This window comes from Curtobacterium sp. YR515, assembly GCF_900113095.1.
Taxonomy (GTDB): Bacteria; Actinomycetota; Actinomycetes; order Actinomycetales; family Microbacteriaceae; genus Curtobacterium.
Genome location: NZ_FOOD01000003.1, coordinates 62,277 through 89,244 on the forward strand (window position 1 = coordinate 62,277; position 26,968 = coordinate 89,244).

Here is a 26,968-nt window from a genome sequence, read left to right on the forward strand (position 1 = left end):
CCCCCCCCCCCCCCCCCCCACCGGACCCCGCTGGCTCGCGGACGTTCGCATCCGGCTCCGGTCGTGACCGTTCCGGTTCGCGGAACCCGGGGATCGCGAACCGGAACGGTCAACGGTCGTGCGGATTGCCCGAACCCGGCGCGCTCCGTGCCCTACGCTCAGCCCTGTGGGGAAGCGCGCCATCTACGTCGAGACGGTCATCGACGCCGACGTCGACCGGGTGTGGGCGGCGACGCAGGACCCCGAGCAGCACGTCCGGTGGGACGTCCGCTTCTCCGAGATCGTCCCCGAGCCGGCGGACGCCGACGGTGCCGCCCGCTTCACGTACGTCCGGCGCTCCCCGATGCACGACGTGCACGGCACCGGCGTGAGCATCGGCGAGCGACGTCGTGCGGACGGCACCCGCACGTCGGCACTGCGGTTCGCGACCGACGACCGGTTGTCGCCGATCCGGGCCGGCCGCGGCTACTGGCGGTACGTCCCGACCGACGACGGGCGCACCCGGTTCGTCACCGGCTACGACTACGACTCCGGCTGGGGCCCGCTCGACCTGGTGGTCCGGCCGCTCCTCGGCTGGGCGACCGCGTGGAGCTTCGACCGGCTCCGGATCTGGCTGGAAGGCGGGGCCGAGCCGGAGGCCTGGCCGCTCACCTCGGTGCTGCAGCCGTGGCGGCGGGACCGGCCCCGCGCCTCCAGGACCCGCCGCGCGCCCGTCGGTGGCACCCGGCGAGGCGACCAGCTGCACGACGCGCCCGCCACCCTGGCAGCGCTGCCCGACCCGGGAGGCGACCGATGAGCTCGGTGTTCGAGGAGGCGCTCGGCGCCGACTTCCAGCGGCTGCACCCGCAGATGCGCCGCAGGTTCGGCGTCGGTCTCGACGCCGCCGAGGCGTGCACCGGCCGCGGCGTCATGACGTCGATCCGCCGGGGACCGTGGTGGACCGTGCCGTTCCTGCAGATCGGGCGACTGCGGAACATCCTCGTCCCGGACGTCGGGACGGACGTGCCGTTCACGATCGAGAACTACCCCTACCGCGACCGGTACGGCCGCGAGACGGTGACGTTCGTCCGGACCTACACGACCAAGCCGGGGCGGACGGCTCGGTTCGACGCCACGATGGTGCTCGTCGACGGCCGGGTGCTCGACTACCTCGGTTCCCACCAGCACCTCGCGGTGGACCTCGACCTGACCGTCGACGACCGCGGTGGCCTCGTCCTGACCTCGGACGCGCAGCGGTTCTACGAGGGGCCGATCGCGTTCCGTTTCCCGATGCTGTTCAGCGGTCGCGCGACCCTGCACGAGTGGTGGTCGGACGACGACCAGGCGTTCCACGTCGACCTCGAGGTGCACAACCGCGTCTTCGGGTTCCTGTTCGGCTACCGCGGGACGTTCACCTGCGAGTGGACGCCGGCGACCGACGCCCCCGAGCGGTTGAAGCCGCGGCGGACCGAACTCCGGACCTGACCGCGGCGGCGGGCACCAGGGTGTTCAGCGGCGGAGCCACCCCGCCTCGGCGAGCACCGTCTGGAGCTCGTCGACGAACCGGGACCCGTGGAAGCCGTCCGTGACCGCGTGGTTCACCTGGAGCGCGAGCGGCATCAGGGTGCGTCCCTCGACGAACCGGTACCGGCCGATGGTGAAGATCGGCAGCAGGTGGTCCCAGCCGTCCCGCACGTGCAGGGCGAACCCGGTGAAGGACGCCCCGGGCAGGGTCGAGATGTCGAACACGTTCCGCGGGCGGTCCTCCTGCGGGAACATCCGGTGGTCGTGCCGGTAGCGCTCCATCGTGGCGACCGCGGCCTCGTGGAAGCGTGCCGGATCGTCGTCGTACGGCACGGTCAGCACCGAGAACGTCTCGGTGTCGGGGTGGAACACGGTGAACATCGGGTGCACCACGTCCCAGACGGCGGGCGACCCGTCGTCGAGCAGCTGCATCCGGAACTCGGCGTGCCGGTTCACCACCGAGGCGATCGCCCAGATCTGCGACGCGTACGTGCGGCGGTCCGTGGCGCGCACGGTCTCGGCGAAGTCCGTGACGTCGAGCTCGACGGTCATCTCCCACGTGCAGGGCACCCGGTCGCGGTAGTGCTCGAAGTGTTCGCGTCGGGGCCAGCGGTCGAGGTCGACGGGGCGGAGCTCGGTCATGGGACCAGCTTCGTCGCGAGCGCCTGGTCGAGTGCCGAACGGTCCCCGTCGATCGTCACGGCGACCGTGTCGAGTGGACGCCTGCCCCAGAGGACGAGCAGCAGGTCCTCCGCCCGCCCCGTCACCCGGACCGCCGGCCCGGCACCCGCCGTCCCGACGAGCTCCGCCTCGCCGTCGGCGTCCGGGAACCGGAACACGACGGTCTGCGACAACGGGTCGACGCGGCCGAGGCGCACCTGGCGCGGGTACAGGTCGCCGACCGCCTCGCGCACGCCGTCGGCCGCCGTGTCGGCCTGGAGGCGCGGCTCGCCCCCGACCGCCTGCTGCGCGTCCCACAGGTGGATCGTCGTCTCGTGCAGCTGCCGTCGTGCCCACGTGCCGGCCGTGTCGGGTGGGTAGATCGCGCTGCACGCGGCGTCCGCGGGGCGCGCGCGGAGCGCGGCCACGAGGCGGTCCGCGCCGGCGCGGAACCGGTCGGCGAGGTCGGCGGGCTCCGGCGCTTCCGGGTCGGTTCCGGTGAGCTGGCCGAGGGCCCAGCGGTGGACGTCCGTCAGGTGCCCGGCGAGGTCCGTCAGCGTCCACCCCGGGCAGGACGGCACCACGGCGCGGTGGTCGCCCGACCGGAGCACCGCCTCGAACCCGTCGACCGCCTCCGCGAGCAGGTCGATGCGGGCCCGGTAGGTGGATCCACCGGCGTCGGTGAGGTCGATGCCGCTCGAGCGCAGGGCAGCCCGGAGTCCGTCGGCCCCGGTGAAGTGGTGGACCCGCATGCCGAGCTCCTCCGCCCCGGCCAGCTTCCGCTCCGAGTCATCCGTGAAGAACACCTCGGGTCCGTCGAGGTCGAGCACGTCGAGCACGTGCCGGAAGGCCCGGACGTCGGGCTTCGCGAACCCGATCTCGTGCGAGCTGAACACGGCGTCGACCCGGTCGTGCAGGCCGAACGAGGCCACCTCGGCCGGGATGCCGTCCGTGCCGTTCGTGAGCACCGCCGTCGTGTACCCGGCGGCGCGGAGCTCGTCCGCGAGCGCCAGCACCTCGGCGTCCGGGGTGAACGGCTGTCGGCCCCAGACCTCGGCGGCGTCATGGTCGCCGATGCGCTCGCCGACGGCCCGGACCCATTCGGCCCGGGTGATCCGGCCGGTCGTCACCTCGTCGATCAGGGGTGCGGCGAACGCCACCGCCTCGATCGTTCCCGGGGACAGGTCGTGCGCGCGCTCGATGGCCGCGACGTGCTCCGGGTGGAAGTGCCGGATGACGCCGTCCAGGTCGAACAGGACCGCTCGGATGCCCGTCACGAGCCGTCAGTCGTTCGGACGGATGAGGCAGAACGGGTGCCCGGCCGGGTCGAGGTACACGCGGAACGTGTCCGTCCCCGAGCCCGTCGCCGTCGCCCCGATGGCCAGGACCGCGGTCTCGCCGGCGTCCAGGTCGTCGACCTTCACGTCGAGGTGGCTCTGCTGCGGGACGTCCTGGCCGGGCCACTCGGGGGCGCGGTACTCCGCCACCTGCTGGAAGGCCAGGATCGGCCGGTGGTCCGTGAAGGGGAGCGCGACCTCGGTCCAGTCCTCGTCGAAGCCGACGATCTCGCCGCCGAGCAGTTCGGCGTAGAAGCGGGCGAGCGCGCGAGGGTCCGCGCAGTCGAGGACGATGACGTCGAGTGTGCCGATCACAGGAGTGCTCCCGCCGTGACGATCGCGAAGGTGAAGAGGACCCAGTCGTTGATGATGTGCGCGCCGGTGCTGACGGCGATGTTCTTCGTGCGGATGTACGCCAGCGTCAGGACGAGCCGTGCGACACCGATGACGAGGAACGCCTGGACGGGGTTCCAGCCGTACGTGGGCAGGTGCGCGGCGCCGAACCAGACCGCCGTCACGAGCCACGCCACGAGGATCGCGCCCTTCCGTGACATCCCGCCGCGCGCGCAGAACGACAGCACGGCGAGGAACGGCAGGATCGAGAAGAGCTCCTCGCCGAACAGCTGGATCGCCGTGCCGACGTAGAAGGCCGTCACCTCGGCCGCGCCGTGGATGCCGTCCGTCGCACCGTTCGAGTTCGCGCCGAACACGTACTTGACGACGATGCCCACCGCGAAGGTCACGATGAGGTTCGCCACCGCGAACCCCACCATCGTGAGGACGTCCCGCGCCGTGGTCCGCTGGAAGATCCGCGACCAGTGCCGCCGGGTGAAGGCGATGAACACCGCGAGGGGGATCGCGGCGAAGAGGAACCGGGGGACCAGCGACTGGACGTTGTCCGCCGCGGGGGTGAAGCTCAGGACGAGGAACCCGACGGCACACGCGGCGATCACCGCCACCCACTGCAGGATCGACAACGGCAGCGGATCACCGTCGTAGTACGGGAAGTCCCGCCCGTCCCTGCGCTCGATCGCCCTGCCGTACCGCGCCTGCACCCGTTCCGGCCCCGCCGTCGTCCCCACCATGCCCCGAGGCTAGCGGGATCACCGGGCGGCGGCCAGCGCCTTCGTGATGCGCTGCAGCGAGACCGTCTCGGCGGTGCCGAGCTCCTGCGCGAACAGACTGAGCCGGAACTCCTCGAGCATCCAGCGGGCGTGCACGAGTTCGGGGTGCGCTCCGACGGACGGCGGGAAGGTGCCGCCCGCGTCGACGTACCGGTCGGTCGCGACGGTGACCTCGCGCATCCACGTGGCGTCCCGGCCGGGGTTCTGCAGGAGCTTCTGCACGCGTGCGTCGACGCCCTGCAGGTACACCCGGATGCGCCGGAGACGATCGAGTCCGGCGACCGAGACGAACCCCGGGAACACGAGCCGCTCCATCTGCTGCCGCATGTCCGTGAGCGCCGGCAGGAGCGACATCGAGTTCGCCTGCTTGAGCGACCGTTCCGCGGCCCGGTGCGCGGCGAGGACCGCGGCCACCTCGGACACGGCGGTGAACATCGTGTCGACGACGGTCGCGGACACGGTGTCGCGCACGGACTCGAAGTCGGTCTTCGTGAACACCAGCCCGTCGGGGTGGTCCCGGCGGATCCCGGCGTCCACGACCGCCGCGAGGACGTCGTCGAAGAGCGCCGCGGTGGAGGGGTACGGGCTGGCGGCGAGCGCGAGCTTCTCCTGCGCGGTCAGGTGGGACTGGATGTACGAGACCGGCGAGGGCACCGCGTGCATGACCAGCCGCCGGACACCCGCGGGCATCCGCACGGCCCGGTCGGACGGCGTCGCGAGCAGCTGGACGCCGACCGTCGCCTTCGGGCCGTCGCCCTCCTCCACGAGGGACGGGTACGCGCGGATCACGCCACCCGACTGCTTCGTGTCGAGCACCTGCGGCAGGTCGTCGGACGGCCAGGCGGTGAGCCCTGACCGCTCCACAGCGCCACCGGAGGCGGCGGACGCGACGCGAGCCGCGCCTCCTGGACGCCCTGCGGCGCGCGTCGTCGCCGAGGCGACGCTCTGCTGCGTCCGGTCCTTGAGCTTCGTCTGCAGGGCCGAGAGGTCCTTGCCAGCCTCGACCCGACGGCCGCGTTCGTCGACGACCGCCCACGTCGGCAGGAGGTGAGCCGGTACCCGCGAGAGGTCGAAGTCCGCCTCCGACACCGGCACGTAGGTCATGCGCTGGATCGCCTTGGCGAGGGTGGCGCGGAACGACTCGGTCGGCTCGGTCGGGGCGTCGTCGGGGAGCTCGGCGACGATCTTCTCGGCCCAGTCGGCAGCGGGGACGACGTTCTTCCGGATCTGCTTCGGCAGGGACTTGATGAGCGCCGTGACGAGCTCCTTGCGGAGGCCGCGCACCTGCCAGTCGAAGCCCTCTTCGCGCATGCGGGGGAGCAGCGCGAGCGGCACCTGCACGCTCACGCCGTCGTCCTGCGCGCCGGGTTCGAACCGGTACTTGATCGCGAGGCGCTGGTCGCCGCTCCGCCACTGGGTCGGGTACTCCTGCTGGTCCTGTGCGGCCTCGGCCGCGTCTTCGTCCAGCAGGTCCGACCGGCGCATCGTGAGCAGGTCCGGCTGCTCGCGTCTCGTCTGCCGCCACCAGCCCTCGAAGTCGCGCGTGGTCGCGATGTCGGCCGGGATGCGGGCGTCGTAGAACTCGAAGACCCGCTCGTCGTCGAAGAGGATGTCGCGGCGACGCGTGCGCTCCTCGAGCTGTTCGAGTTCGCGCCGCAGCCGGCGGTTGTCGCGGTCGAACGCCTGCTGCGCGTCCCACTCGCCCTCGACGAGTGCGTGCCGGATGAAGAGCTCACGCGAGTGCTCCGGGTCGACGCGCTTGTACTGCACGCGGCGGCGCTGGACGATCGGGACACCGAACAGGGTGACCCGTTCGTAGGCGACCGCCGCACCCTGCTTCTTCTCCCAGTGGGGTTCGCCGTACGTCCGCTTCAGGAGGTCCCCGGCGAGCGGCTCGACCCACGCCGGGTCGATCCGACCGACCGTCCGGGCGAAGAGCCGACTCGTCTCGACGAGTTCGGCGGCCATCACCGCGTCCGGCTGCTTCTTGGCGAGGACACTGCCGGGGAACACCACGAACCGGGTGTTCCGCGAGCCGAGGTAGTCGCGCTTCTCACGGTCGCGCAGACCGATCTGGCTGAGGAGTCCGGCCAGCAGGGAACGGTGCACCGCGTCGCCGTCGTCGGAGCGCGCCTGCCCGATGCGGACGTCGACCTGCTTCGCCGCGCGGGAGAGCTGCCGGTACAGGTCCTGCCACTCGCGGATGCGGAGGTAGTTCAGGAACTCGGCCTTGCACAGGCGGCGGAACGCACTGGACGAGAGCTCGTCCTGCTTGTCCTCGATGTGGTTCCAGAGGTTGAGCAGGGTGAGGAAGTCGCTCGTCGGATCGGCGAACCGGGCGTGCAACTGGTCGGCGTGTGCGCGCTTCTCGAGGGGGCGCTCGCGCGGGTCCTGGATGCTCAGGGCGCTGACGACGGCGATGACCTCGCGCCCGACGCCCTGCCGACCGGCCTCGAGCACCATGCGTCCGAGCCTGGGGTCGATGGGCAACCGGGTGAGCTGCTTGCCGGTCTTCGTGATCGTGCCCGCGGCGTCGACGGCTCGGAGCTCGCGGAGCAGGTCGAGGCCGTCCTTCACACCCCGGGAGTCCGGCGGCTGCAGGAACGGGAACGCCTCGATGTCGCCGAATCCCAGCGAGATCATCTGCAGGATCACCGCCGCGAGGTTCGTCCGCAGGATCTCGGGGTCGGTGAACTCCGGACGGCGTTCGAAGTCGTCCTCGGAGTAGAGCCGGATCGCGATGCCGGCGCTCGTGCGGCCCGCGCGACCGGAGCGCTGGTTCGCGCTCGCCTGCGAGATCGCCTCGATCGGCAGCCGCTGCACCTTGGCCCGCGGCGAGTAGCGCGAGATGCGGGCGGTGCCGACGTCGATCACGTACTTGATGCCGGGGACCGTCAGACTCGTCTCCGCCACGTTGGTCGCGAGGACCACTCGGCGTCGGATGCCCGGTGTGGTGCGCCGCTCGAAGACCCGGTGCTGGTCGGCGGCGGACAGACGACCGTAGAGCGGGAGGACCTCGGTACCGGGGTAGCGCTTGCCCTCGATGGCGTCCTGCGCGTCGCGGATCTCGTTCTCGCCGGAGAGGAACACGAGGACGTCGCCCGGGTCCTCCTGCGCGAGTTCGTCGAGCGCGTCGGTGATCCCCTGCATCGTGTCGCGGTCGTCGGCCGTGCGGCCGCCGTGGTCGTCCGTCCGCGGATCGTCCTCGTCGCCTTCGTCGTCGCGGTCGGCGTCGTCGGCGTCCTCCGCGACGAGCGGGCGGTACCGGATCTCGACCGGGTAGGTGCGGCCGGACACCTCGATGATCGGTGCCCCGCCGAAGTGCTGCGAGAACGACTCGGGGTCGATCGTCGCACTCGTGATGATGAGCTTGAGGTCCGGCCGACGGGGGAGCAGCCGCTTGAGGTAGCCGAGCAGGAAGTCGATGGTGAGGGACCGCTCGTGCGCCTCGTCGATGATGATCGTGTCGTACCGCTTGAGGTCGCGGTCGAAGTGGATCTCGTTGAGCAGGATGCCGTCGGTCATCAGCTTGACCCGAGTGTCGGAGGACACCTTGTCGGTGAAGCGGACCTGGTACCCGACGAGGCCGCCGAGCTCGCCCCCGAGCTCCTCGGACACGCGCTCGGCGATGGTCCGGGCAGCGATCCGCCGGGGCTGGGTGTGCCCGATGTGCTCACGTCCGAGCTCGAGGCAGATCTTCGGCAGCTGGGTGGTCTTGCCCGAACCCGTGGCACCGGCGACGATCACGACCTGGTTGTCGCGGATGGCGGCAGCGATGTCGTCCCGCCGCTGCGACACCGGCAGTTCGGGCGGGTACGTGATGACGGGGGTGGCAGACATGAGCCCTCCAGGATACCGCGCCGGGGGTCGGTGGGTCGCTAGCCTGTCGTGCGGACTCGATCGCCGAGGAGAGGAACCGGCCGGTGCACGTGTGGATCCGCCCGAGCGCGCGTGGTGCGGTGCGAGGAGCGGCAACCGCTCGGGAGCGGCCCTGGGATGCACTGGCCGCGGTCCGGACGCTCGACGCGGAACTGAGCACCGGCCGACGGTTCTGGGGTGGGACGGTCTCGGTCGCACTCGCGGTGCTCGGGGGCGCTCGGAGCGGTCCGGATGTCGTCGCAGTGGCGATCACTGCCTCGCTGCTGCTGGGAGCGGCGCTCTGTGTGGGGATCGGAGTCCTCCGTGCACGGCACGCCATCGTCGAGGCGTTCGTCACGTCGTCGTCGATGTCGGCGCCGCTCGGCCCTTCGTCGGTCTTCACCGGACAGCTCAGCGGGAAGAGCATCGCTCGTACGGCGCTCGCCGCCGTGCTCTTCATCGCCGCTGCGTTCAGCTGGTCGTCGGTCGCGGCCGGCCCGTGGGCGTCCGATGACTGGTCGTTCCGCCTGTCCGCCGTTGTGTGGGGTGTCGCCAGCACGGTCGCGATGCTCGCTGTCGTCGCGACCGAGGTCCGTGGGAACCTCGCTCGGACCGGGCGCATCGCCCGTGGCCGGCTCTGAGCGCCCCTGACTCCGCCGATTCCGGGTGTCGCCGCCGGTCGGGCCGCGAGCTGGTCACGCGCTGAGCTGTGCCGTCAGCTCGTCGACCGACCGCGCGGGCAGGGCGCACACGCGGTCGTGGCAGACGTACCCGGCGGGGTCGAGCCGGCCGCGGGACTCGAAGAGCGTGAAGCCCGCGGCCGACCAGTCGGCCGCCTGCGTCGGCGTCACCGTGGCGACGACGGTCCCCGGACGCCGAGCGCCGCGGGCCGCCGCACGGATCGGGTCGTCCGGGTCCGACGCGACCACGACGACCTCGCGCGAGGGCCGCTGCAGCGCGAGCGCGACCCCGAGGGCATCGGCGTGCCCGAGCGGCCGCTCCGTCCCGGTGACGGCCCGGTCGGCCACGAGCGACACCGCCGCCGCCCGGTACGACTCGTCGCCGGTCAGTGCGGCGAGCGTCGCGGCGGCCGCGGCGAGTGCGACCGTGCCGGAGCGCATGGCGGTCTGCGGCTGCTCGCCCGTGGCGGTGCCGGCTGCCGCGAGCACCGGGTCGGTGTCGAACCGCCCGGCCAGGCCGTCGTCGACCAGCGTGCGCGCGACGTCGGCGTAGGGGAGCTCCCCGGTGACGAGGGCGAGTTCGAGGAGTCCTTCGGCGAGGAGTCCCACGTCCTCGATGGTGGGCGCCGCCGTCGACGCGCCGCGCGGAGTGCTCGACCGCACCGACACGTGTCCGTCCGTGAGGTGTCCGGCGACGATCGCGTCGGCCGCACCCCGTGCGAGCTCGATCATCTCGGCGTCCCCGTGGCGGGCCCCGGCGATGGCGAGCCCCCGGATCGCCAGGCCGTTCCACCCGGTGAGCACCTGGTCGTCGAGCGGCGGAGGATCGAGCCGCCCACGCTCGTCGAGCGGGAGTCGGTACCACTCGCCCTCGACCCGCCGGCCGTCGATGGTGGACTCGCTGTCCTGTGCCGCGACGAACCCGCCGTCCGCACGCCGGAGCGTGTCCCGCAGGAAGTCGGCGATCCCCCGGGCCTGCTCCGCCCCGGCCACCGCGAGCAGTCCCGCGTTGTCGTAGAGCATCCGCTCGTAGTGCGGCACCGACCAGTCGCGCTTGGTCGCGTACCGGAAGACCCCGCCGTCGGCGTCGGTCAGCTCGCTCGCGCGGATCGCGTGCAGGGAACGTTCGAGCAGTGCGGACGCCCGAGCGTCGCCGTCGGCGGCGACGTCCGACAGGAACTCGAGCAGCGGCGCGCTCGGGAACTTGGGGGCACCGCCGAAACCGCCGTAGGTGGTGTCCTCGGCTTGTGCCAGTTGGTCGACGACGGCTCGGACGTCGTCGACGCTCGGGAGGCGCGGCTCGTCCCCGCCACCGTCCGCGCCACCGCGGGCGGTCCGGTCCGCCTCGGCCCCCTGCCGGATCGCCGCCGCGATCGCACTCGCGTTCGCGTCCACCTCGTGCCGGCGCTCGGTCCACGCGTCGAGCACCGCCGCCAGGATCTGCCGGAACGCCGGCACCTGCCCGACGGGCGACGGCGGGAAGTACGTCCCCGCGAAGAACACGTGCCCGTCCGGTGTGAGGAACGTCGTCAGGGGCCAGCCGAGCTGCTGCGTGAAGGCACTCGCCGAGGCCATCAGGCTGGCGTCCACGTCCGGCCGTTCTTCGCGGTCGACCTTCACCGCGACGAAGTCCTGGCGGAGCAGCTCGCCGATGCCCGGGTCGGAGAAGCTCTCGCGTGCCATGACGTGGCACCAGTGGCACGTGGCGTAGCCGACCGACACGAGCACGGGGACGTCGCGCTCGCGGGCCTCGGCGAAGGCTTCCGGACCCCACTCACGCCAGTCCACCGGGTTGTCGGCGTGCTGGCGGAGGTACGGGCTGACGGCGGAGCCGAGGCGGTTGTCGGTCATGCGTCCAGCCTGCCTCGACCGTCCTGGGTGCGCTGCCCTCAGTCGCGATCTGTGGACGGATCCGCGGTGTCCACAGGCAGCCGCAGACCGACCCAGCCCACGAGCGACGCGAGCTGCGCGGCCACGTCGGCCGGCGACCGAGAGTCGGTGTCCACCCGGGTGACGTCGCCTCGGACAGCCGAGTCGAGCCTCCTGGCCGTCCGCGTGCTGTGCGCCAGCTGCGCCTCGGGGAGGTGCCCACCGGAACGACGGCGCAGCCGGTCGGCGGTCGTCGTGTCGCCGGCGCGGAGCAGCACGGCGGTCACGACGGGATCGTCGCCCATCGCCTCGGCCAACGCGTCCCGCTCCAGCACCGACACGGTGTTCGTGTACACGAGCCGGTGGTGACCGAGTTCGCGGTACCGGGCCCACATCGCGGCGAGGTTCCGTTCGGCGAGGCGGGCCTCCGGGTGCTCGACGTGCGGCGCGGGGTGGGCGAGGTCGAGGAAGTCGCCCTCGATGACGGCGTGCCGGACGTCGGCGGCGACGAGCAGGTCGTGGAGTGCCTCTGCCGCGGTCGACTTGCCCACGCCGGACCTGCCCCCGATGAAGAGGACCTCGGAGCGGCGCACGGCGTCAGTCCCCGTTGAGCGACAGGAGGGCGAGGGCGGCGTCCTCGGGGCCGTAGTCGAACAGCCGGTCCCAGAACGGGTCGTCGGCCCACGGCACGTCGCTGCCGGCCGGGACCGCGTGCGCCGTCTCGACGAGCCAGTCGAGCTCCGGCCGGACCGCGGTCGCGAACACGGGCGGCTCCCACCCGAGGGAGCGTGCGGCGGTGGTGTCGAGGACGAACGGCGTCGGCGTGGTCCACGGGGTGGTGCCCACGAACGCGGGGGCGTCGGCGTCGAGCAGGACCTCGTCGAACGGGTGGTCGAGGTGACCGGCGATGGTGCGGACGATCTCGAGCACGCTCGGCGCGGTGTCGTCGGCGACGTTGAGGATGCGGCGGGCCGGTGCGTCGGCGACGAGGTGGACGAGGGAACCGATGCCGCTGGCGGCCGTGGTGTGGTCGACGCTGCGGCCGTGGTCGGCGAGGAGGATGCGCTCCCGACCGTCCAGCGCCCGCCGGACGACGAACCACTCGCGGGGCCGACCGATGCCGACGCCGTACACCTTCGATGGCCGGACCACGGTGACCGGGGCGCCGTGGTCGAGCAGCACCTGTTCGGCGGCGACCTTGGCGGCGCCGTAGCCGTCACGACCGGTGGGGTCGCCGTCACCCGCCGCGACGGTCGGCTGCAGCTCGGTCACCGCGCCGCCGAACACGGGCTTGTCCAGCGAGTTCGCGTGCCGACCCTGCTCGTCGGCGTACACGGCCTTCGACGACACGAACACGGTCGAGCCGACGTCGTCGAGGAAGGGCAGGAGCTGCCGGGCGTCGTCGCGGGTGAGGCCGACCGTGTCCACCAGCAGGTCGGCGCCGGGGCGGAGGAGGTCGCGGAGGACGGCGGTGTCGCGACGGTCGCCCGGGGTGAACGTCGCTCCCGCCGCGGTGAGTTCGTCGGCGACGGGGCCACCGCGCCGGGCGACCACGTCCACCTGCCAGTCGTCGCCGCCGCGTCCGGAGGCGTCGAGGAGCGCACGCGCGACGGCCGAACCGATCCCGCCGGTACCGCCGAGGACGACCGCGCGTCTGGTGCTCATGGGTCAACGGTAGTCGGCGCGGGTGTCGGGCCACCCGAGACGGCCGCCGGCGTCGGCCGCCGGTGGCGCCGGGGTCGGCCGCCGGTGTCGGCTGCCGGTGTCACCGGTGTCGGCCGCCGGTGTCACCGGCGTCGGGCTAGGAGGCCAGTGCCTCGGGCTCGCGCCGCCACCAGTCGAGCAGGGACCCGTCGTAGACCCGGACCTTCTCGTGGCCGAGCACCGTCAGCGCGAGGGCGTCGACGCACGCGGCACTGCCGACACCGCAGTAGGTCACGATCTCGTCGGCGTCGAGTACCGATGCGAAGGCCTGCTCGAGGGCGGGACGGCGCAGGTACGCGTTCGTCGTGGGGTCCACGAGCGTGTCCACGGTGATCGGGGTGCTGCCGGGGACGATCGGCGGGTGTTCGGCGCCGAGGGCGGACTCAGGCGCGGCCAACACCAGCGACGCGGGCTGCTCGCCCGAGACGGCACGGGAAACTCGTTCGTGGTCGGCCCAGAGCGGACGCTCCTCGCCCGCGAGGAAGGTCGTGGTCGCTGTCGCGTCGCCCACGTGCGACGCCGGGGTCGACGCTGGCTTCGGCGCCGATCGGAGCGCGCCGACGCGCACCGGGCGACCCTCGTCCCGCCACTTCGTGAAGCCCCCGTCGAGCACAGCGACGGAGTCGAAGCCGAATGAGCGGAAGATCCACCAGAGCCGCGCCGACCACTCGCCGACGCTGTCGTCGTAGACCACGACCGTCGAGGTGTTCGTCACGCCGAGGTCGCCGGCCGCGGACTCGAACCGCTCCGCGCCAGGTCGGGTGAACGGGACGTCGGCGTCGGGCGTGGAGAACGCCTCGACGAGGTCGGCGTACCGGGCGCCCGGGACGTGTCCGCGCTGCTCGTAGGAGTCCCGCGCCGTCTGCCACGTCGTCTCGAGACCGGTCCCCGCGGTGTGCACGGACGCGTCGAGCACGACGAGCTCGTCAGCACCGAGGTGGTCTGCGAGCCACTGCGTCGACACGAGCGGCGAGGTCAGGACGGGGGCCATGCCGGAAAGGGTAATCGGCACCCCTGACGTGTGCGAGGGAAACCGACACACGACGCAACCGGGCCGCGTCCTGCGGCGGATCGTCAGACCGGACGGAGCGGTTCCGGCGTGCCGGCGGGGACCTCGACGCGGATGCGGTCTCCGGGGTGGACGACCCCGCCGGTGACGACGACGGCCATCACGCCGCCCTTGCGTTCGACCGAGCCGTCCTCGGCGCGACCGAGCACGGCGCGCAGGAGCCCGGGCTCGAAGTCGTTGATCTGCTGGCAGGGGTTCCGCAGGCCGGTCACGCGGACGCACGCGTCGTCGCCGAGGTGCAGGAGCGTGTCGGTCGGCAACCTGAGCAGGTCGACACCGCGGGTGGTGACGTTCTCGCCCATCTGGCCCGGAGCGACCTCGTACCCGGCCTCGGCGACCTCGTCGAAGAGTTCGGTGTGCAGCAGGTGGACCTGCCGCAGGTTCGGCTGCGAGGGGTCCCGCGCGACCCGGGACCGGTGCTGGACCGTGGTGCCGGCGTGTGCGTCGCCCTCGATGCCCCAGCCGGCGACGAGCACGACCTCGTCCACGACCGGCTTGCTGAACCGGTGGTCGGTGTCGCGGCTGACGGAGACGACGGCGGCGTGGTCTTCCTGGTGTTCGGTCACCCCTCGATCCTGGCGCGGATCGGGTCGGGGCGCGAGGGGGTCCCGCGCGGAGTGCGACGTTCCGCGAGTCGATCCACCCGCGGGTTGTCGAAGACCGCGTGCAACCCAGGGCGAGCCCGCGCACATGAACGGCCCGCCCCGGAGAACCGGGACGGGCCGTTCGTGTCGAGCGGGACGGGTCAGTGCGCCGCGGTCGGGATGCTGCCCGTCGTCGCCGCGCTGGCGTGCTCGAGCTTCGCGAGCCGCACCGACTGGCGGTTGATGAGGATCCCACCGGCCAGGGCGACCAGGACGAGCACGCCCGCCGAGATGCCGAACGCCACGTGGTACCCGTCGAGCACGGCCTGCGCCTGCTGGAGTTTCGTCGGCGCCGCGGAGAGCCCGGAGAGGCTGTTCGCCACGACGTCCGCGAAGATCGTCGACAGGAGCGCGGTGCCGATCGAGCCGCCGATCTGCTGCATCGTGTTCACCGTCGCCGAGGCGACGCCAGCGTCGGCACGGGCGACCCCGGTCGTCGCGGTGTTCATCGCGGACGAGAAGATCGTGCCCATGCCGAGGCCGATCACGATGAGCGCCGGCAGGACGGTGCCCGCGTAGGAGCTGACGAGGTCCGTGCGGAGGAGCAGCAGCAGACCGATCGACGCGACGAGACCACCGGCGAAGATGAGCACCTTCGGCCCGACGCGGGGGAGCAGGCGACCGCCGATCTGCGTCGCCGAGATCATGATCGAGAGGGGCATCGGCAGGAACGCCAGACCCGTCTGCAGCGAGCTGAACCCGAGGGTCTGCTCGAGGTAGTAGGTCAGGAACAGGAAGATACCGAACATGCCGATCGCCACCAGGCCGATCGCGATGAACGAGCCACCGCGGTCACGGTCGAGCACGACCCGGAGCGGCAGCAGCGGGTGCGCGACGCGGGTCTCGATGAAGACGAACGCCGCGATGAGCACCACGCCCGCGGCGAGCATGACGATCGTGACCGGGGAGTCCCAGCCGTTGGTCTCGGCGTTCGAGAAGCCGTAGACGACGCCGACCAGGCCGGCAGTGATCGTGAGGACGCCGGCGACGTCGATGCGCGGGCGTTCGACCTTCGGCGGCTTCGCCATGAACACCAGGGCGCCGATCACGCCGAGCACCGCGAACACGACGTTCACGTAGAGGCACCAGCGCCACGACGCGTACTCGGTGAGCACGCCGCCGAGGAGCAGGCCGATCGCGGCACCCGAGCCGGCGATCGACCCGAAGATGCCGAACGCGCGGCCGCGTTCCTTCGGGTCGCGGAAGGTCGTCGTCAGCATGCCCAGCGCGGAGGGGGCGAGCAGCGCGCCGAACACGCCCTGCAGTGCACGAGCGGCGACGAGCAGGCCGAACGAGTCCGCCAGGCCGCCGAGCACGGACGCCACGGCGAAGCCGACGAGCCCGATGATGAAGGTGTTCTTCCGGCCGAAGAGGTCGCCGAGCCGCCCGCCGAGGAGCAGCAGCGACCCGAACGCGAGCGAGTACGCCGTGACGATCCACTGGCGCTGGTCGGTGCCGAAGTCGAGGTCGGCCTGGGCCGAGGGCAGTGCGATGTTGACGATCGTCGCGTCGAGCACGACCATCAGCTGCGCGAGGGCGATGACCGCCAGGGCGATCCAACGGTGGTTGCTCTTGTCGGGCGTGGAGCCGGAAGTCGTGGGTGCGGTCCCCGTGGGGGTCGGCACGGTCTGTTCTGCCGTCACGGCAGCCTCCTTCGAGAAGGTGGAGGGATGGTGGAGCACGCGCCGTCGGGCGCTCCGGGAGAGGGAGGGGTGAAGCGGATGCGATGCATCCGCTTGTGATCAGTGTAGACCGAAACGGAAGGTCCGCATCCGCTTATTCCCAGAAAGTTCAACTAGCGTCGAGACCGTGAGCACCACCGACCTCGAGCGCCCCCTCCGCGCCGACGCAGCACGCAACCGCGAGCTGATCCTGCAGACGGCACGCAAGTGCTTCGCAGAACGCGGGTTGTCGGTCACGCTGAACGACATCGCGCACGAGGCCGGGGTCGGCGTCGGGACGGTCTACCGCCGCTTCGCCGACAAGGACTCCCTGATCGAGGCGCTGCTCGCCACCAAGTTCGAGGCGATGAACGACGCGGCAGCACGTGCGGCGGACGAGTCCGATCCGCGCGAGTCCCTGCGGGTGTACCTGATGGGCGTGTTCGAGTTCCGTGCACGCGACCGGGCCCTCGCCGACGCCATCGTGCGTGCCGGCAAGTCGCGTCCGTCGATCGTGCAGGAACGCGATCGACTCGAGACCCAGGTCTCCGAGATCATCCGCCGTGCGCGGGACGCAGGCGTCGTGCGGGTCGGGTTCGACTACCGCGACCTGCCGATGCTCACCTCGATGGTCGGCGCCGTCGCGGACACCACCCGCGCGCACGACCCGAACGCTTGGCGGCGCTACGCCGAGGTGCTCATCGAGGGCGTGCTCCCGGGCGAACGGGAAGCGCCCATGCTCGGCGACCCGCTCGACCGTGAATCGATCGAGCGAGCGCTGCACGCGCAGTCCTGACGCCGCGCACGCGCTACAACCAGCTCGGCACCCAGTAGTGCGACCGGACGAAGTCCCACGGCATCTGCATGCCGGTCCACATCGGGAACCAGTACGCCGACGCGAGCACCACGACCCCGAGGTACACGCCGACCCACACGACCGCTCGGGTCCGGCGTGGCCGGGGATCGTCCCGTGACCCGAGCACCAACCCGATCGCCGCGGCGAGCGCCATCACCATGAAGGGCTCGAACGAGACCGTGTAGAACTGGAACACCGTCCGGTTCACGTAGAGCAGCCACGGCAGGTACCCCGCCGCGACGCCCATCAGGACGAAGGCGTACTCCCACCGGCGACGCAGGATCCAGAGCACCAGCAGCGCCACGGTCGCGATGACCGCCGCGTACCAGATGAAGGGGTTCGCGATGCCGGTGATGGCCTCCCCGCAGCGGGTCGCCGTGCAGCCGTCCTGGCCGGCGTTCGTGCCGACGTAGTACATCGACGTGGGCCGCTGCATGAGCAGCCAGAGCAGCGGGTTCGCCTGGTACGAGTGCGGGGTGTGCAGGCCGATGTTGAAGCCGTAGATCTCGGACTGGTAGTGCCACCAGTTCTGCAGGCTGTCCGGCACCCACGACAGCACGCCGGTCCAGCGCTGCCCGCCCGTGGCGATCCAGTCGCGGTCCCAGCCGTCCTTCGACACGAACCACCCGGTCCACGACGCGACGTAGGTGACCGCGGCGATCGGCACCGTGAGCAGGAACGACGCCGGCCCCTGCTGCAGCCAGGCGCTCGAGGACCAGAACTCGATGCCGGCCCGCTTCCGCAGCATCATGTCGGTCAGCACGGAGTACACCGCGAAGAACGCGAGGAAGTACATGCCGGACCACTTCGTCGCGGTCGCGAGTCCGAGGGCCACCCCCATCGCGATCAGCCACGGACGCCACCAGAGCACCGGTCCCCAGAGCGTGTCGCGGCCGGCTGCCGTGCGCCGGGCGACCCAGGCGTCGAGCCGCTTGGACGTCCAGCGACGGTCGAGCAGCAGCGCGCCGAAGCCGAGCACCACGAAGAACGTCAGGATCCCGTCGAGCAGGCTCACACGGGACAGCACGATCGCCTGCCCGTCGATCGCGAGCAGGAAGCCGGCGAGGGTGCCGACCAGCGTCGAGCGGAAGAGCGACCGGGCGATGACCGCCGTGAGGAACACGGTCGCGATGCCGAGCACCGCCACGGCGAACCGCCAGCCGAACGAGTTGTCCGCGCCGAACAGGAGCATCCCGAGGCCGATGAGGTACTTGCCGAGCGGCGGGTGCGCGATGAACTCCGCAGCGCTGGTGAACAGCGAGGTCTCACCGGACGCGAACCGCTGGTCCGTCGTCGGCAGGGAGCTGTCGGCGGGGTTGCCCGGCCAGGTGCCCTCGTACCCGAGGTGCACGATCGACCAGCCGTCCTTGACGTAGTAGGTCTCGTCGAACACGAGCGAGTGCGGGTGTCCGAGGGCGACGAGCCGCAGCACCGCGGCCAGCAGCGTGACGGCCAGGGGCCCGGCCCAGCGCCAGACGGCGACGCGCTTGGCGGTGGAGAGCGTGCGCCCCCACCAGTCGTCGAGACGGGAGCCGACCGGCCCGTCGGGGACGGCGGTGCGGTCGTCGGTCAGCTCGCTGGTCATCGGAGAGCATCCTACGGATCGGCGCCATGTCCCCGCAGCCGCGCACAGGCGACCACAATGGTCCCGTGATCGTGCTCGCAGCAACGCCCATCGGCAACCTCGGAGACGCCTCCCGGAGGTTGGTCGAGACCCTCTCGAACGCGAGTGTGGTCGCCGCCGAGGACACCCGCACCGCGATCCACCTCATGCGGGCGCTCGGCATCGAGAACCGCCCGCGCCTCATCGCACTGCACGAGCACAACGAACGGGCGAAGGCAGCCGAGGTCGTCGAGCTCGCGCGGGACGAGGACGTCGTCGTCCTCACCGACGCCGGCATGCCCGCCATCAGCGACCCGGGCTTCCCCCTCGTCGAGGCCGCTGCGGCCGCCGGGGTCACGGTCACCGCGTTGCCGGGCCCCTCGGCGGTGCTCATGGCGCTCGCCGTGTCGGGGTTGCCGACGGACCGCTTCAGCTTCGAGGGGTTCCCGACACGGAAGGGCGGGGAACGTCGGCGGCTCTTCGCGTCGCTCGCCGGGGAGCAGCGGACGATGGTGTTCTTCGAGTCGCCGCACCGGTTGGGCGACACGCTCGCGGACATGGCCGCGGGCTTCGGGGACGACCGGCGCGCGGTCGTCTGCCGCGAGCTGACGAAGCTGCACGAGGAGGTCCGACGCGGGTCCCTCGCGGAGCTCGCGGCGTGGGCAGCCGACGGGGTGCGCGGTGAGATCTGCGTCGTCGTCGAGGGGTCGACCGGAGCGCTCGACGACACGACGATCGAGGACGGCGTCCGGCTCGTGCTGGAGCGGGTGGCCGCCGGGTCGCGCATGAAGGAGGCGGCCGCGGCCGTCGCGGACGCGACGGGGCTGTCGAAGCGCGACCTCTACGAGGGCGCGCTGGCGGCGCGGTAGACGCGAGCGTCACCGGACTGGAGGCGCGGCTCCGGACGCGCACCGCGCCTCCCGTCCGGTTCTCCACAGGTGGCGCGCGGGGCGCGTCATGCGGCTCCCGCCCGCCCGTAGGATAGTCCGCATGTCCGACGGGTCCTCGTTCAGCATCACCACGCCGATCTTCTACGTGAACGACGTGCCCCACATCGGGCACGCCTACACCGAGGTGGCTGCGGACGTCCTCGCGCGCTGGCACCGGCAGCGCGGCGACGACACGTGGCTGCTCACCGGCACCGACGAGCACGGGCAGAAGATCCTGCGGACGGCCTCGGCCAACGACGTCACGCCCAAGGAATGGGCCGACCGGCTCGTGACGGAGGCGTGGAAGCCGCTCCTCGACACCGTCGACGTGGCGAACGACGACTTCATCCGCACCACGGACGAGCGTCACGAGCGCGGCGTGACGGCGTTCCTGCAGAAGCTGTACGACGACGGCTACATCTACGCGGGCGAGTTCGAGGGCTTCTACTGCGTGGGCTGCGAGGAGTACAAGCAGCCGAGTGACCTCGTCCCCGGCACCGGCGCGTACGAGGGGCAGCAGGTCTGCGCGATCCACTCGATCCCGGTCGAGGTGCTGTCCGAGCGCAACTACTTCTTCCGCATGTCCGACTTCGAGCAGCGCCTGCTCGACCTGTACGAGTCGAACCCGCTGTTCATCCAGCCGGAGAGCGTCCGCAACGAGATCATCTCGTTCGTCAAGCAGGGTCTGCGCGACCTGTCGATCTCGCGGTCGAGCTTCGACTGGGGCATCCAGATCCCGTGGGACCACGACCACGTCCTCTACGTGTGGTTCGACGCCCTGCTCAACTACGTCACGGCGCTCGGGTACGGCACCGACGACGACGAGGCCTTCCAGCGCCTCTGGCCGAGCGTGCACATCGTCGGCAAGGACATCGCCCGGTTCCACGCGGTGATCTGGCCGGCGATGCTCATGGCCGCCGGGCTGCCCGTCCCCGAGCGGGTGTTCGGCCACGGCTGGCTGCTCGTGGGCGGCGAGAAGATGTCGAAGTCGAAGCTGACCGGCATCGCGCCGTCGGAGATCACCGACACGTTCGGGTCCGACGCCTTCCGCTACTACTTCCTCCGCGCCATCACCTTCGGGCAGGACGGCAACTTCAGCTGGGAGGACATCTCCGCCCGCTACCAGGCCGAGCTCGCGAACGGCTTCGGCAACCTCGCCTCCCGACTCGTCGCGATGCTGCAGAAGTACTTCGACGGTGCGGTGCCCGAGCGTGGGTCGCTGACCTCGTCCGACGAAGCGATCGACGCGCTCGCGGTCTCCGTCACCGAGCGCGCCGACGCCGCCATCGCCGCGTTCGCCCCGCACGAGGCCATCGCCGCGGTGTGGGAGCTCGTCGACGCGCTGAACGGGTACATCACCGAGCAGCAGCCGTGGGCGCTGGCGAAGGACGACGCGCAGCGCGAGCGGCTCGGCACCGTCCTGGCCACCGCGCTCCGTGGGCTCGGTACCGTCGCCGTCCTGCTCTCGCCGGTCATGCCGAAGGCGACCGAGAAGCTCTGGGCCTCGATCGGTGCCGGCGGATCGATCGCCGAGCAGCGGGTGGACCGTGCCTGGGAGTGGCAGGGTGCCTCGACCGTGGTCCCGCTCGAGTCCGGGTTGTTCCCGCGCATCGAGCAGTCGGAGCAGGGCGCAGCGTGACCGACGCCCACCTCCGCGCCCGTGGTGACGGCGATGGGTCCAAGCGGGACCTGACCTACCCGCCCCTGCCCGAGGCGCTCGTCGTCCCGGTCTACGACAACCACACCCACATGGAGATCGCCGACGGCGGCGACGGTGCGCTGGACTACCGGGAACACCTCGACCGCGCGTCGAGCGTCGGCGTCCGCGGTGTCGTGCAGGTCGGCACCGACCTGGCCACCTCGGAGTGGTCGGCGGCCATCGCCGCACGGGAACCCCGGGTCCTCGCCGCGGTGGCGCTGCACCCGAACGAGGCGCCGTCGCTGCAGGAACAGGGTCTGCTCGACGAGCACCTCGCCGGCATCGAGCGGCTCGCGGCACTGCCCCGGGTCCGGGCGATCGGTGAGACCGGTCTCGACTTCTTCCGCACCGGCGAGGACGGCCGCGACGCCCAGGTCCGTTCGTTCGAGGAGCACATCCGCATCGCCAAGGCGCACGACCTCGCGCTGACGATCCACGACCGCGACGCGCACGACGCCGTGGTCGAGGTCCTCGACCGTGTCGGCGCTCCCGAGAAGACCGTGTTCCACTGCTTCTCCGGCGGTCCCGACCTCGCCCGGCTCTGCGCGGAGCGCGGCTGGTACATGTCGTTCGCCGGCACCGTGACGTTCAAGAACGCGGCCCCCCTGCGTGCCGCGCTCGAGGTCGCGCCCCGTCACCTGATCATGGTCGAGACCGACGCCCCGTACCTCACGCCGACGCCGTTCCGCGGCCGCCCGAACGCGCCGTACCTCATCCCGCTCACCCTCCGGTCGATGGCCGAGACCCTCGGGACCGACGCCTCGATGCTCGCGGCGCAGATCGCCTCGAACACCGAGCTCGTCTACGGCGCGTGGGACGCCGAGCCCGTGACGGTGGAGCAGTAGTGGCATCGCTCCTCGGCCCGGCGGAGATCCGGGACCTCGCGGCCCAGCTCGACGTCACGCCGACGAAGAAGCTCGGCCAGAACTTCGTGCACGACGCGAACACCGTCCGTCGCATCGTGGCGTCGGGTCGGGTCACCGCCGACTCGAAGGTGCTCGAGATCGGTCCCGGTCTCGGCTCGCTGACGCTCGGGTTGACCGAGACGGGCGCGTCCGTCACCGCGGTGGAGATCGACGGCCGGCTCGCCGCCCAGCTGCCGAACACGGTCGCCACGATGCAACCGGCGGCCCGGCTCGAGGTCATCCACCAGGACGCCCTCACCGTCGCCGCGACGGACCTGCCCGAGGCGCCCACGCACGTCGTCGCGAACCTGCCCTACAACGTCTCCGTCCCGGTGCTGCTCCACCTGCTGGCGACCTTCCCGTCGATCGAGCGGGCGCTCGTCATGGTGCAGGCCGAGGTCGGCTACCGCATCGCCGCGGGCCCCGGCAGCAAGGTCTACGGGGCGCCGAGCGTGAAGGCCGCCTGGTACGGGTCGTGGTCGATCGCCGGACAGGTCAGCCGGCAGGTGTTCTGGCCGGTGCCGAACGTCGACAGCGTGCTCGTCGGGTTCGACCGGCACGACCCGCCCGGGGACGAAGCACTGCGGGCGCAGGTCTTCGCGCTCGTCGACGGGGCGTTCCAGCAGCGGCGGAAGATGCTCCGCCAGAGCCTCTCCGGCGTCCTCGGCAGCAGTGCCCGGGCGTCGGAACTCCTCACGGCCGGTGGGGTCGACCCGACGGCTCGGGGCGAGATGCTCAGCGCCGAAGACTTCGTGCGCCTCGGCCGGACGGTCCTCGCCGCGGCGGAGTGACCCCGGCGGCCGCGTCCGCCGTCGTGCTCCAGTGCCCGGGGCGCTGGAACCCCTCCGGTAGGACCGTGGCCGCGTCGCCCCGCGCCGCGTTGACCTGCATCTGCGTGAGGAACACCGCGCCACGGAGATCGGTGCCGCGCAGGTCCGCGTCGCGGAGGTCCACGCCGAGCAGGTCGCAACGGTCCAACCGGGCGCCCCGGAGGTCCGCCGCGATGGCGAGCGACCCCCGCAGCGTCGCCCCGCGCAGGTCGGCCCCGCGCAGGTCCGCGCCGACGAGGTCCGTCCCCGGACCGACCCGCTGGCCGTGGACACCGACCGGACCCTGCCGACGTGCGATCGCACTCGCCTCGAGCAGGAGCGGACGGGCACGGTCGTACTCCGCGTCGACGTCGAGGGTGGTGAGGTCCTCCGGCGTCCCGTCGCTCAGCAGACGGACGCGCTCGAAGGCCGCGACCCAGGAGGTCTCGTCGTGTGTCGCTCGCACGAGGGTGATCGCCTCGTCGAGGTACCGCAGGAGGTCGTGGAGTCGTCGGACGATCGGGAACGTGGCGAACATGGACCGCCGCGTCTCGGGGTCGTCGCGCCACGAGCGACCCGCGAAGGTGTGCCGGGAGACCTTCTGCCCGGCCCCCGAGCAGTCGAACACCGTGCAGCCGGAGAAGCCCCGCTCACGCAGGTGCGGGTGGATCCGGCAGCCGTCCGCGTCGTCGAGGTTCGTGCACGGGTCGCCGGCGTCCTTGTCGAACGGGAAGTCCGCGGACTTCGCGAACGCCAGGGCGACGCAGCACAGGCCGAAGCAGTTCGCGCAGTCGGCGCCGAGGTCCTCTCGTCGCCCCAGCTCGACCCGCGTCCGCGCCGCCATCAGTGGTCGTTGACCCGGACGACCGTCCCACCGGTCAGTGACAGCAACTGCTCGAAGGTCAGGGGGAGCACGCTGTTCGCGGTCCCCGCCGCCGACCAGACCGTGTCGTACTCGCGGAGCGCCTCGTCCACCACCGTGCGGATCGGGGCCGGGTGCCCGACGGGGGAGACGCCGCCGATCGGCTGCCCGGTGATCTCGCGGACCTGCTTCGCGGTGGCCATGGTGAGCTCGGTCGCGTCGATCTGGGCGGCGAGCAGGTCGGTGTCGACCCGGTGCCGGCCGGACGTCATCGCGAGCAGGGGTTCCCCGTCGGCCAGGAACAGCAGGCTGCTCGCGATCGCTCCCGGTTCGGTGCCGAGCGCGGCAGCCGCCTGCGCGGCGCTGTGGGTCGAGTCGGGGAGTTCCCGGGCGGTCGCGTCGATGCCGGCTTCGGCGACGATGCGCTGGACGGTGGCGAGGCGGTCGTTCATCACGGTCCATCCTCGTGGGAAGCGGTGTCGCGCGCGAGCACTTGCCCCGAAGTCATGGAAATCCAACATGTTTTCAGACCGGCTCTGTGCCCGCCTACGGTCGTCCCACGAACCGAAGGAGACACCATGAGCGTCCAGTACCGACCGCCAGCCACCGACACCGCTCCGGCAGAGGTGCGTCACGGAGTCCGCGTGTTCACCGCGGCGGAGATGGCATCGATCCTCACACGAACGCCGCCGCGCGAAGGGACGCGGGAAGAACGTCGAGCTCGGCTGCATCGCGCGCTGAACTCGTTCCAGGGTGAGGTCAGGCCCGCACCGGTCGAACACTTCCGACGCACCGCGGTCTGAGCCGGTGTTCGAGCCGCTCAGCCCGACGGCGTTCGGTGACCGCGGAGTGCTCTCCTACTCCACCTGCACCGCGCGTCCGGACCAGGTACTCCTCGACAGCAGTTTCATGCTGCGCGCCCTGAACCCCTCCGAGCCGGGTCACGTCGAGGCCGTCGCGTTCCTCGACCGCCTCGACCTGATGGACACCAAGATCCTGTACACCACGCTCCTCGAGCTCGACGTGTTCGACGCGGCGTTCGACATCGGCCAGGACGCCGCGGCCTCGTACATAGCGGCTTGGCAGGGCATGCTCGGGTCGATCTCGATGCACTGGGTGGGCGTGGACGAGGTCGCGTCCGATCTCCCGCTCCTGATGTCGACGTGGGGGCTCACCACCCGGGGAGCGGTTCAGGTCGCGACCGCGATCGCCGCCGATGTCAGCGCCTTCGTCACGTGCGACGTCGCGTTCGGCACCGTTCCGCGTGAGGAACTCCCGCTCCTCATCTCGCCTGATGGCGTCGATGCTGCGCGGCGACTGCGGTCCGGATCCGCGAGCTGACGAGATCACGAGCGTGATGCGATCGCACCGCCCCTACGATGGCGGCATGACCGACGGGACGGTGCGATCGCACGCGCAGGGGATGGCCGCCGACAACGTGCTCGCGGCGACCGGTCGCACGCCGGACGACTGGTACGCCCGCATCGACGAGATCGACGGACGGACGATCGGGCACGCCGCCATCGCCGCCTGGATCGTCGAACAGGGCGTCGAGCCGTGGTGGGCGCAGGGCGTCACGATCGGGTACGAGCAGGCGAGGGGCCTCCGGATCCCCGGGCAACGATCGGACGGCTCGTTCGCGGTGTCGGCGTCGCGCCAGGTGCCCGGGGAGCGCGAGACGGTGCTCGACGGGGTCGTGCCGGTCTGCACGGCGGCGTTCGGGTTCGCCCCGACCTCGGAACGCCGGGGCGGGAAGCGGCCGTCGGCGCGGTGGACGTTCCCCGATCGCGAGTCGGTGCTGCTCACCACCGAGGACGGCTCCCGGGCGGGCACGGTCCGGATCGCCGTGCAGCGGGAACGGCTCACCGGACCGGAACGCATGCCCGACGCCAAGGCGGAGCTCCAGGACCTGCTCGCGGCACTCTGAACCGGGGTCCCGAACGGGGCACGCGCGGATCGACCGGATGGCCCTAGGCTTCGACGGGTGTCTGCACCGCGTTCCCGTTCCGCACTCGTCCTCCTGCTCACGGCAGTGGTCGCGGGGTGCGCCATCGTGGTCTTCGCCGTGCTCGCGCTCCTCCGGGATCCGTCCGACGACGCCGCGTGGGTGGCCGTCGTGCTGGGCGGGCTGTTCGTCGCGTGGGGGATCACGTTCGACCGCATCCCCGACGATGACGGCGACGGCGACGACGACAGCGACCACCACGACCAGGGCTGGACGCCCCGCCGCCTCAACGCCGCCCTGTCGACCGGCCTGGCGATGACGGGCGCGTACGTCGTGATCCGCGCGCTCGGCCGCCCGGTCGACACGGCGCTGGTCGGGGCCCTCGCGTGGCCGGCCTGGCGACTCGTCAACCGGATCCTCGACGGCGTGATCCGACGGCGCGGAGCCCGCGGCGAGGCGGACGGCGCCACCGACTGAGCGAGACGGACGGCGAGCCGGTCGTCAGTGCCCCCGCGACGCCAGCGCCTCGATGAGCTGCTGCTGCGTCCCGTCCCGCTCCGACCACCGCAGCGGCAGCACGTTCTGCACCAGGATCTCCGGCGCGGCGCCGGCCTGCAGCAGCGACACCACCTCGTCGAGGAACGAGGCCAGCGGCATCCCGCCGAAGTCGACGCCCTCGCCCATCAGATCCGTGGCGACCGCCGGCGGCACGAGCTCGAGCACCGAGACGGGGGACCCGGTCAGCTGCTGGCGGAGCGACTGCGTGTACGAGTGCACCGCGGCCTTCGTGGCGCTGTAGGTCGGGGTCGCGGCGAGCGGTGTGTACGCCAGCCCCGACGACACGGTGACGATCGTCGACGCCGGACGACCGAGCAGGTGCGGCAGGAACGCGTCGATGAGGCGGATGGTGCCGAGCAGGTTCGTCTCGACGGTGGCGACGGCGTCGGCCAGGTGCTCCGACGATCGCAGGTCCTCGGCGCGCATGATGCCCGACATCGTGACGAGGGCGTCGAGCGACGGGTAGGCATCGATGACGGAGGCGGCCGCGGCGGTGATCGACGCTGGGTCGGTGACGTCGAGCTCGACGGTGCCGAAGCCGTACTCGTCGTGCAGTGAGTCGAGCAGGGCGCGACGTCGGCCGCCGATGACGACGGTGCTGCCCGCTGCCTGCAGGCGCTGGGCCAGCCCGAGGCCGATGCCCGAGGTCGCGCCGGGGATGAAGACGGTGGAGTTCGTGATGTCCATGACGAC

The 26,968-nt window shown here is 71.7% G+C and carries 27 protein-coding genes; 12 read left to right on the forward strand and 15 right to left on the reverse strand.

Annotated elements, in window-relative coordinates; translation table 11 throughout:
• The first annotated feature begins 166 nt into the window (after positions 1-166).
• Together BM028_RS08445 and BM028_RS08450 are read left to right on the forward strand one after the other, a co-directional pair.
• On the forward strand, positions 167-796 hold the full coding sequence (locus tag BM028_RS08445) for an SRPBCC family protein (RefSeq protein ID WP_092385926.1): 630 nt from the start codon (positions 167-169) through the stop codon (positions 794-796).
• Positions 793-1,464: a DUF4166 domain-containing protein gene (locus BM028_RS08450; protein WP_070418084.1), complete on the forward strand. Its 672-nt coding sequence runs from the start codon at positions 793-795 to the stop codon at positions 1,462-1,464. The genes BM028_RS08445 and BM028_RS08450 overlap by 4 nt, the downstream gene beginning before the upstream one ends.
• A 24-nt stretch (positions 1,465-1,488) precedes the next feature.
• Here BM028_RS08450 and BM028_RS08455 read toward each other — a convergent pair whose 3' ends face one another.
• Genes BM028_RS08455 through hrpA form a run of 5 tightly spaced genes read right to left on the reverse strand, consistent with a single transcriptional unit; the run spans position 1,489 to position 8,464 of the window.
• Entirely contained in the window at positions 1,489-2,145 is a 657-nt protein-coding gene (locus tag BM028_RS08455) for a CatA-like O-acetyltransferase (protein WP_092385928.1), read from the reverse strand.
• Entirely contained in the window at positions 2,142-3,440 is a 1,299-nt protein-coding gene (locus BM028_RS08460) for an HAD-IA family hydrolase (RefSeq protein WP_092385930.1), read from the reverse strand. Before BM028_RS08460 ends, BM028_RS08455 begins: the two co-directional genes overlap by 4 nt.
• A gap of 6 nt (positions 3,441-3,446) precedes the next feature.
• Positions 3,447-3,815, reverse strand: a complete 369-nt coding sequence (locus BM028_RS08465; protein WP_070418086.1) for a VOC family protein — start codon at positions 3,813-3,815, stop codon at positions 3,447-3,449.
• Entirely contained in the window at positions 3,812-4,585 is a 774-nt protein-coding gene (locus tag BM028_RS08470) for a CPBP family intramembrane glutamic endopeptidase (protein WP_092385932.1), read from the reverse strand. The genes BM028_RS08465 and BM028_RS08470 overlap by 4 nt, the downstream gene beginning before the upstream one ends.
• 18 nt (positions 4,586-4,603) lie before the next feature.
• On the reverse strand, positions 4,604-8,464 hold the full coding sequence (gene hrpA / locus BM028_RS08475; RefSeq protein WP_092385934.1) for an ATP-dependent RNA helicase HrpA: 3,861 nt from the start codon (positions 8,462-8,464) through the stop codon (positions 4,604-4,606).
• A gap of 323 nt (positions 8,465-8,787) precedes the next feature.
• Here hrpA and BM028_RS18215 point away from each other — a divergent pair, with 323 nt between their 5' ends.
• Positions 8,788-9,123: a hypothetical protein gene (locus tag BM028_RS18215; protein WP_139219787.1), complete on the forward strand. Its 336-nt coding sequence runs from the start codon at positions 8,788-8,790 to the stop codon at positions 9,121-9,123.
• A 54-nt stretch (positions 9,124-9,177) separates the two neighbouring features.
• On the opposite strand, the gene BM028_RS08485 is transcribed toward BM028_RS18215, so the two are convergent.
• The 6 genes from BM028_RS08485 to BM028_RS08510 all read right to left on the reverse strand — a co-directional run bounded on the left by BM028_RS08485 (position 9,178) and on the right by BM028_RS08510 (position 16,091).
• Complete coding sequence (locus BM028_RS08485) at positions 9,178-11,013, reverse strand: thioredoxin domain-containing protein (protein WP_092385938.1); 1,836 nt, start codon at positions 11,011-11,013, stop codon at positions 9,178-9,180.
• A gap of 38 nt (positions 11,014-11,051) precedes the next feature.
• Positions 11,052-11,624 (reverse strand): P-loop NTPase family protein, encoded by a 573-nt coding sequence (locus BM028_RS08490; RefSeq protein WP_092385940.1) that lies wholly within the window; start codon positions 11,622-11,624, stop codon positions 11,052-11,054.
• Positions 11,625-11,628: 4 nt separating this feature from the next.
• A complete protein-coding gene (locus tag BM028_RS08495) occupies positions 11,629-12,696 on the reverse strand; it encodes an NAD-dependent epimerase/dehydratase family protein (protein WP_092385942.1) in 1,068 nt (355 codons plus the stop codon).
• Positions 12,697-12,832: 136 nt separating this feature from the next.
• Positions 12,833-13,726: a sulfurtransferase gene (locus BM028_RS08500; protein WP_092385944.1), complete on the reverse strand. Its 894-nt coding sequence runs from the start codon at positions 13,724-13,726 to the stop codon at positions 12,833-12,835.
• Between the two features lie 83 nt (positions 13,727-13,809).
• Entirely contained in the window at positions 13,810-14,370 is a 561-nt protein-coding gene (locus tag BM028_RS08505; RefSeq protein ID WP_092385946.1) for an MOSC domain-containing protein, read from the reverse strand.
• A gap of 179 nt (positions 14,371-14,549) precedes the next feature.
• Positions 14,550-16,091, reverse strand: a complete 1,542-nt coding sequence (locus tag BM028_RS08510) for an MFS transporter (protein ID WP_092385948.1) — start codon at positions 16,089-16,091, stop codon at positions 14,550-14,552.
• A 166-nt stretch (positions 16,092-16,257) separates the two neighbouring features.
• On the opposite strand from BM028_RS08510, the gene BM028_RS08515 reads away from it, so the two are divergent.
• Positions 16,258-16,905 (forward strand): TetR/AcrR family transcriptional regulator, encoded by a 648-nt coding sequence (locus BM028_RS08515; protein WP_071296070.1) that lies wholly within the window; start codon positions 16,258-16,260, stop codon positions 16,903-16,905.
• Positions 16,906-16,918: 13 nt separating this feature from the next.
• Here the strand turns inward: BM028_RS08515 and BM028_RS08520 are convergent, their stop codons facing one another.
• Complete coding sequence (locus tag BM028_RS08520) at positions 16,919-18,550, reverse strand: dolichyl-phosphate-mannose--protein mannosyltransferase (RefSeq protein WP_092385952.1); 1,632 nt, start codon at positions 18,548-18,550, stop codon at positions 16,919-16,921.
• Positions 18,551-18,615: 65 nt separating this feature from the next.
• On the opposite strand from BM028_RS08520, the gene rsmI reads away from it, so the two are divergent.
• From rsmI to rsmA, 4 genes are all read left to right on the forward strand, one after another.
• A complete protein-coding gene (gene rsmI / locus BM028_RS08525) occupies positions 18,616-19,437 on the forward strand; it encodes a 16S rRNA (cytidine(1402)-2'-O)-methyltransferase (protein ID WP_070418096.1) in 822 nt (273 codons plus the stop codon).
• 121 nt (positions 19,438-19,558) lie between these two features.
• A complete protein-coding gene (gene metG, locus BM028_RS08530) occupies positions 19,559-21,136 on the forward strand; it encodes a methionine--tRNA ligase (RefSeq protein ID WP_092385954.1) in 1,578 nt (525 codons plus the stop codon).
• Positions 21,133-22,041: a TatD family hydrolase gene (locus BM028_RS08535; RefSeq protein WP_092385956.1), complete on the forward strand. Its 909-nt coding sequence runs from the start codon at positions 21,133-21,135 to the stop codon at positions 22,039-22,041. Before metG ends, BM028_RS08535 begins: the two co-directional genes overlap by 4 nt.
• Complete coding sequence (gene rsmA, locus BM028_RS08540) at positions 22,041-22,892, forward strand: 16S rRNA (adenine(1518)-N(6)/adenine(1519)-N(6))-dimethyltransferase RsmA (protein WP_092385958.1); 852 nt, start codon at positions 22,041-22,043, stop codon at positions 22,890-22,892. The genes BM028_RS08535 and rsmA overlap by 1 nt, the downstream gene beginning before the upstream one ends.
• Here rsmA and BM028_RS08545 read toward each other — a convergent pair.
• Both BM028_RS08545 and BM028_RS08550 read right to left on the reverse strand, forming a co-directional pair.
• Complete coding sequence (locus BM028_RS08545) at positions 22,837-23,754, reverse strand: pentapeptide repeat-containing protein (RefSeq protein WP_092385960.1); 918 nt, start codon at positions 23,752-23,754, stop codon at positions 22,837-22,839. The genes rsmA and BM028_RS08545 overlap by 56 nt on opposite strands.
• Positions 23,754-24,224, reverse strand: a complete 471-nt coding sequence (locus BM028_RS08550; protein ID WP_071296066.1) for a YbaK/EbsC family protein — start codon at positions 24,222-24,224, stop codon at positions 23,754-23,756. The genes BM028_RS08545 and BM028_RS08550 overlap by 1 nt, the downstream gene beginning before the upstream one ends.
• 126 nt (positions 24,225-24,350) lie before the next feature.
• On the opposite strand from BM028_RS08550, the gene BM028_RS18220 reads away from it, so the two are divergent.
• Genes BM028_RS18220 through BM028_RS08565 form a run of 4 tightly spaced genes read left to right on the forward strand, consistent with a single transcriptional unit; the run spans position 24,351 to position 26,194 of the window.
• Positions 24,351-24,575: a hypothetical protein gene (locus BM028_RS18220; RefSeq protein WP_139219788.1), complete on the forward strand. Its 225-nt coding sequence runs from the start codon at positions 24,351-24,353 to the stop codon at positions 24,573-24,575.
• A gap of 4 nt (positions 24,576-24,579) precedes the next feature.
• Positions 24,580-25,113 (forward strand): type II toxin-antitoxin system VapC family toxin, encoded by a 534-nt coding sequence (locus BM028_RS08555; RefSeq protein WP_092385962.1) that lies wholly within the window; start codon positions 24,580-24,582, stop codon positions 25,111-25,113.
• A 46-nt stretch (positions 25,114-25,159) separates the two neighbouring features.
• On the forward strand, positions 25,160-25,699 hold the full coding sequence (locus BM028_RS08560) for a hypothetical protein (RefSeq protein ID WP_139219789.1): 540 nt from the start codon (positions 25,160-25,162) through the stop codon (positions 25,697-25,699).
• A 57-nt stretch (positions 25,700-25,756) separates the two neighbouring features.
• Entirely contained in the window at positions 25,757-26,194 is a 438-nt protein-coding gene (locus BM028_RS08565) for a hypothetical protein (protein WP_092385965.1), read from the forward strand.
• 24 nt (positions 26,195-26,218) lie between these two features.
• Here BM028_RS08565 and BM028_RS08570 read toward each other — a convergent pair whose 3' ends face one another.
• The gene (locus BM028_RS08570; RefSeq protein ID WP_071302902.1) at positions 26,219-26,962 is read right to left on the reverse strand and encodes an SDR family oxidoreductase; all 744 of its coding nucleotides are present in this window, start codon (positions 26,960-26,962) and stop codon (positions 26,219-26,221) included.
• Between the last annotated feature and the right edge of the window lie 6 nt (positions 26,963-26,968).

Coding starts and splice junctions, on each gene's coding strand:
- hrpA (WP_092385934.1), bottom strand. CDS start 8,464: ATGTCTGCCACCCCCGTCATCACGTACCCGCCCGAACTGCCGGTGTCG.
- BM028_RS08500 (WP_092385944.1), bottom strand. CDS start 13,726: ATGGCCCCCGTCCTGACCTCGCCGCTCGTGTCGACGCAGTGGCTCGCA.
- metG (WP_092385954.1), top strand. CDS start 19,559: ATGTCCGACGGGTCCTCGTTCAGCATCACCACGCCGATCTTCTACGTG.
- BM028_RS08495 (WP_092385942.1), bottom strand. CDS start 12,696: ATGAGCACCAGACGCGCGGTCGTCCTCGGCGGTACCGGCGGGATCGGT.
- BM028_RS08550 (WP_071296066.1), bottom strand. CDS start 24,224: ATGAACGACCGCCTCGCCACCGTCCAGCGCATCGTCGCCGAAGCCGGC.
- BM028_RS08450 (WP_070418084.1), top strand. CDS start 793: ATGAGCTCGGTGTTCGAGGAGGCGCTCGGCGCCGACTTCCAGCGGCTG.
- BM028_RS08470 (WP_092385932.1), bottom strand. CDS start 4,585: ATGGTGGGGACGACGGCGGGGCCGGAACGGGTGCAGGCGCGGTACGGC.
- BM028_RS08455 (WP_092385928.1), bottom strand. CDS start 2,145: ATGACCGAGCTCCGCCCCGTCGACCTCGACCGCTGGCCCCGACGCGAA.
- BM028_RS18220 (WP_139219788.1), top strand. CDS start 24,351: ATGAGCGTCCAGTACCGACCGCCAGCCACCGACACCGCTCCGGCAGAG.
- BM028_RS08545 (WP_092385960.1), bottom strand. CDS start 23,754: ATGGCGGCGCGGACGCGGGTCGAGCTGGGGCGACGAGAGGACCTCGGC.
- BM028_RS08560 (WP_139219789.1), top strand. CDS start 25,160: ATGACCGACGGGACGGTGCGATCGCACGCGCAGGGGATGGCCGCCGAC.
- BM028_RS08520 (WP_092385952.1), bottom strand. CDS start 18,550: ATGACCAGCGAGCTGACCGACGACCGCACCGCCGTCCCCGACGGGCCG.
- BM028_RS08485 (WP_092385938.1), bottom strand. CDS start 11,013: ATGACCGACAACCGCCTCGGCTCCGCCGTCAGCCCGTACCTCCGCCAG.
- BM028_RS08570 (WP_071302902.1), bottom strand. CDS start 26,962: ATGGACATCACGAACTCCACCGTCTTCATCCCCGGCGCGACCTCGGGC.